Below are 4,755 nucleotides of genomic sequence, written 5' to 3' on the forward strand. Positions count from 1 at the left end.
GGGGGAGAGCGCTCGGCCTGCCGAGCCGCGACCCGCCTCATGGCAATCACCCGGCGGCGGCGGATTTCGGTGCGCATCGCCATCAGGTGCAGCGCGAAGAACAGCACGGTAAAGCCGAGCGCCATCACCAGCAGCGGCCATAGCAGGCTGGGGTCGATGGTGGAGCCGCCCATGCGGAACACCGAGGCCGGCTGATGCAGCGTGTTCCACCAGTCGACCGAGAATTTGATGATCGGGATGTTGATGAAGCCTACCAGCGTGATGATGGCCGCGGCCCAGGCGGCGCGGCTGGCATCGTCGAGCGCGCGGGTCAGCGCGATGATGCCGAGATACATCAGGAGCAGCACGAACACCGAGGTCAGCCGAGCATCCCAGACCCACCAGGTGCCCCACATCGGCTTGCCCCAGATCGAACCGGTGATCAGCGCCAGCGCGGTGAAGACGGCGCCGATGGGTGCGGCTGATTTCAGCGCGACATCGGCCAACGGATGCCGCCAGACGAGCGTGCCGAGCGCCGAGACCGCCATCAGCGTGTAGCACATCATGGCGAGCCAGGCGAAAGGCACGTGGATATACATGATGCGGACGGTGATGCCCTGCTGGAAATCCTCAGGCGCGGCGAAGCTCATATAGAGCCCCACGGCGAGGATCAGTGTGGCGATTGTGGCCAGCCATGGCACGACCTTGTCCGCCAGCCCGACGAAGCGCGTCGGGTTGGCGAGGTCCATCCAGCCGGTCAGGCGTGAAGTCGTATCGCTCATGGGGTTCTACATAAACCGCCGCGGCGTTCGGGGCAATCGAGCGGTGGTGTCGCAGACGCAATTGGGGCGGCCGTGCCTGTACTCTCACCCGGACCTACGGTCCGACCTCCCCACAAGGGGGAGGTAAAAGAAAGAGGCTCAGGCAGCCGCTTCCTGCTGTTGCTGCACGGTGCGGCTGAGGCGGCGAACCTCCTCGTCGTTGAGCAGGCCGCCGGCGCGCAGCAGGCTGGCGAAGCGGCCATTGCGCAGCGACAGCTCGGTGAAGCCGCCCATCTCGACCACCCTGCCCTTGTCCATGAACACGACCAGATCGGCGTCGCGAACGGTGGTCAGGCGGTGGGCGATGATGAAGGTCGTGCGGTCGCGGCGCAGCTCGTCGATCGCTTCCTTGACCCGGTCCTCGGTCTCGACGTCGAGCGCGCTGGTCGCCTCGTCGAGCACCAGGATCGGTGCGTCCTTCAGCACGGCGCGGGCAATGGCGATGCGCTGACGTTCGCCGCCCGAGAGCTGCCCGCCACGTTCGCCAACCACCGTGTCGTAACCATTGCTCTTGGACAGGATGAAGTCCTGTGCGGCAGCCGCATTGGCGGCGGCATGGATCTCGTCATTGCTTGCATCGGCGCGGCCAACACGGATGTTGTCCTCGATCGAGCGGTTGAGCAGCCCGGCATCCTGGAACACGGTGGCAATCGAATGGCGCACCGACTTGCGGGTCACGGTGCGGGTGTCGATACCGTCGATCAGGATACGGCCATGAGACGGCGAGAAGACACGCTGCAGCAGGTTGATGAGCGTGGTCTTGCCGGCGCCCGTCGGGCCCACGATGGCGACGGTCTGGCCCGCCTGCACCTCGAAGGACACGTCGTCGATGCCTTGGCCGGAATTGGCGAATTCGAAGCCGACATTCTCGAAGCGGACATGGCCGGTGACGTTGGCAAGATCGCGCAGGCCGTCCGGCTCAGCGGCATCAGCCGCAGAGTCCTCGAGATGGTAGAAATCCTCGAGCTTGGCACGGGCCTCGGAAATCTGGTTGGCGAAAGCCGACATCTGGTCGAGGCGTGCGATCAGCATCGTGGCAAAACCGGTGAAGGCAATGACGTCGCCGACACCCAACTGACCACGAGTGACGAGATAGGAGCCGATCGACAACACGATCAGCATCGAGATGGCCGATGACAGACGGTGTAAGGCATTGGCCAGCGCCCACCAGTCGAGGACAGGGTTCTGCGCGTCGAGCAGGTTCTTGACGTAGCGGCGCAGCGTATCGGCCTCCTGGCCGAGGCGATTGTAGCTCTGCAGCACCGCAACGTTGCTGACCGAGTCGGTCACATGCGCGAACACCTTGTGGTAGTGGCGCTCGACCGCGGCCTGGCCCGCCTTGGTGCGGCGCATGACCATCCGGCCGATGCCGACATAGAGCAGCCCGAGGCCAAGCAGCACCAGCGACATGCGCAGGTCCATGCTGATCGCGGTCGGGACCAGCAGCACGAGGGCGACAGCCGTGGACAAATGCTGGCGCATGAATTCGAGCCAAAGGCTGAACAGGGTTTCGACGGCGCGCAGCATCGTATGCAGCGCATTGGAGGTGCCGTGCTGATGGTGCCAGGCGAGCGGCATGGTGATCACGCGCTCGAAGGACTCGCAAAGCACTTCGCTGCGCCGAGCATGGGCAAAACGGTCAGCGCCGCGCGCCACCATGACGAAGGCAACGATGTTGAAGGCGCCGAGACCGGCCCACATGACCAGCGTGGTGAAGACAGAGCCACGCTCGGAGATGGCGCCGATGACGCGACCGAACATAATCGGCTCGAGAAGCGCTACGATAGCGAGAGCCACGTTGGCCGAACAGATCAACGCAACGCGTTTCCTGTCCGCGGCCAGATAACCGAGAGCTCGCCAGTAGATTTGCAGAAGGGTCACCCCAGTTACTCCGCCACGCTGTTTATTGTGCACTGCATCATTTTTATTCGTACCGGTTGATACGTCGCAAAACAATGGCCGTGTACCCCTTCAGTTCCCTTAGAGCGAACAAAAGATGGCGACGTTCCGAAATCTGCCGTGATCACCTAACGGTTTGAGAAGACAGGTAAAATGTCAGGCATGCGGCGAAATCATGGCAGTTGGCACGTGCTGCCACAATTTTAGTCAGCAACAATGTCGGACGGATGACTAAGCCGAAATCGCCTTCAATGAAGTATAGAACGAAACAAAGCTGCATGACGCCCCTCCAGGCGAAGGAAGGGCCAACTCTCACTGCTCGTGGCGCCCCCTATCGGACGCCCTAAGCCTTTGATTTCATGCACTCCTCGGTGGCATGTCCTTCAATCGGCAGGCGGCAACGCCAGGCGGGACGGTGCCTCTCATCCCGCCGTGGCGGCAAAAGTCGCGCCCCGGATCCCAGGCCCGAGCGCATAGTTTTTGAGCAACATGCATCAAGCCGGGATCCGGATGACCACCTCGGCAACTTCGCCGTCCTTCAGTTCGACTGCCGAACCCTTGGCCTTTGTCCCATTCACCTCCAGCGACACCGCCTTGGCCCTATTGTCGCGGATGACGCGAACCTTGAGTTCCGCCCCCAGCATTTTGAGATTTGCCGAGTAGCCGTCCCAGTGGCTCGGCAGCTTCGGCTTGAACTGGACACGCTTGCCGCGCCGCTCGATGCCCAGGATGCCTTCGACCGCAGCCCTGTAGAGCCAGCCGGCAGAGCCGGTGTACCAGGTCCAGCCGCCACGGCCGCCCTTGCCGCTTCCGGCATTGTCGTCCCCGGCATAGATATCGGCCGCCACGACATACGGCTCGACACGATAGTGCTCGGCCGTGGCCTCGTCGGTCGCATGGTTGACGGGGTTCAACATCGAGAAACAGCGATAGGCCTCGTCGACCTGTCCCATCTCGGCAAGCGCGATGACGAACCATGTGGCGGCGTGGGTGTACTGGCCGCCATTCTCGCGCACGCCAGGCGGATAGCTTTTGATGTAACCCGGGTCCTTCTCCGTCTTCGAGAAGGGCGGCGTGAACAGTTTGACGATCTTCAGCTTGTCGTCGACGAGCAGCTTCGTTGCTTGCTCCATCGCGGTCGTCGACCGTGCCGGATCGCCCTCTCCCGAAAGCACGCTCCAGGACTGGGCGATCGAGTCGATCTTGCACTCCTGCGAGTTGCGGGACCCCAAAGGGGTGCCGTCGTCGAAACTGCCGCGCCGGTACCATTCGCCGTCCCATGCGGTGCTCTCAAGCGCCCGCTTCAGAACATCGGCATGCTTTGCCCAGGCCTGTGCTCGCTTAGCGTCGCCCTCGGCCTTGGCGACGGGGGCGAAATCACCCAGCGTCTTCAGCAGGAACCAGCCGAGCCAGACGCTCTCGCCCTTGCCGTGCTCGCCAACGCGGTTCATGCCGTCGTTCCAGTCGCCGCCGAGGATCAGCGGCAGGCCCGCGGGGCTGCTGCGCTTGATGGCGAGGTCGAGCGCACGCGCGCAATGGTCGTAGAGCGACGCCGTCTTCTTCGAGATTTCCGGGGTGAAGAAGGCATCGTGTTCGCCATCGCCCAGCGGCTGTCCATCGATGAACGCCAATTGCTCCTTGAGGATGGTGGCATCGCCGGTGACCAGCAAATAGCGCGCCGTGGCGTGGGCAAGCCAGACCACGTCGTCAGAGATCAGCGTGCGTACGCCAGCACCCGTGCGCGGCAGCCACCAGTGCTGCACGTCGCCTTCGGGGAACTGCCGCCGTGCCGCATTGAGGATCTGGTCGCGCGCCAGTTGCGGGTCATGCGCCAGCAGCGCCAGCGTATCCTGCAACTGGTCGCGGAAGCCGAAGGCACCGCTGGCCTGATAGAAGGCGGAGCGGGCACGGATGCGGCAGGCCAGGCTCTGATAGGGCAGCCAGTGATTGACCATGGCGTCGAGCGCCTTGTCAGGCGTCTCGACCTGGATGGTGTCGAGGAAGCCGCGCCATTCGCGCTCATTGTCGGCCAGCCGCTGGTCGAAGTCCTTGACCT

Annotated in this window: 3 protein-coding genes; all 3 read right to left on the bottom strand. The window is 63.4% G+C overall.

Translation table 11 applies throughout. The features are described from left to right. A partial coding sequence (locus tag EOD15_RS28680; RefSeq protein ID WP_148129675.1) for a heme ABC transporter permease occupies window positions 1-761 on the bottom strand: 761 nt, incomplete at its 3' end. A gap of 138 nt (window positions 762-899) precedes the next feature. Further along, window positions 900-2,681: a glucan ABC transporter ATP-binding protein/ permease gene (locus EOD15_RS28685; protein ID WP_127322086.1), complete on the bottom strand. Its 1,782-nt coding sequence runs from the start codon at window positions 2,679-2,681 to the stop codon at window positions 900-902. Window positions 2,682-3,193: 512 nt separating this feature from the next. Further along, window positions 3,194-4,755 (bottom strand): glycosyl hydrolase family 65 protein (locus EOD15_RS28690; protein WP_348629437.1); only part of this gene is annotated, 1,562 nt, incomplete at its 5' end.

Origin of the sequence: Mesorhizobium sp. M7A.T.Ca.US.000.02.2.1 (assembly GCF_003996995.1) — a bacterium.
Taxonomy (GTDB): Bacteria; Pseudomonadota; Alphaproteobacteria; order Rhizobiales; family Rhizobiaceae; genus Mesorhizobium.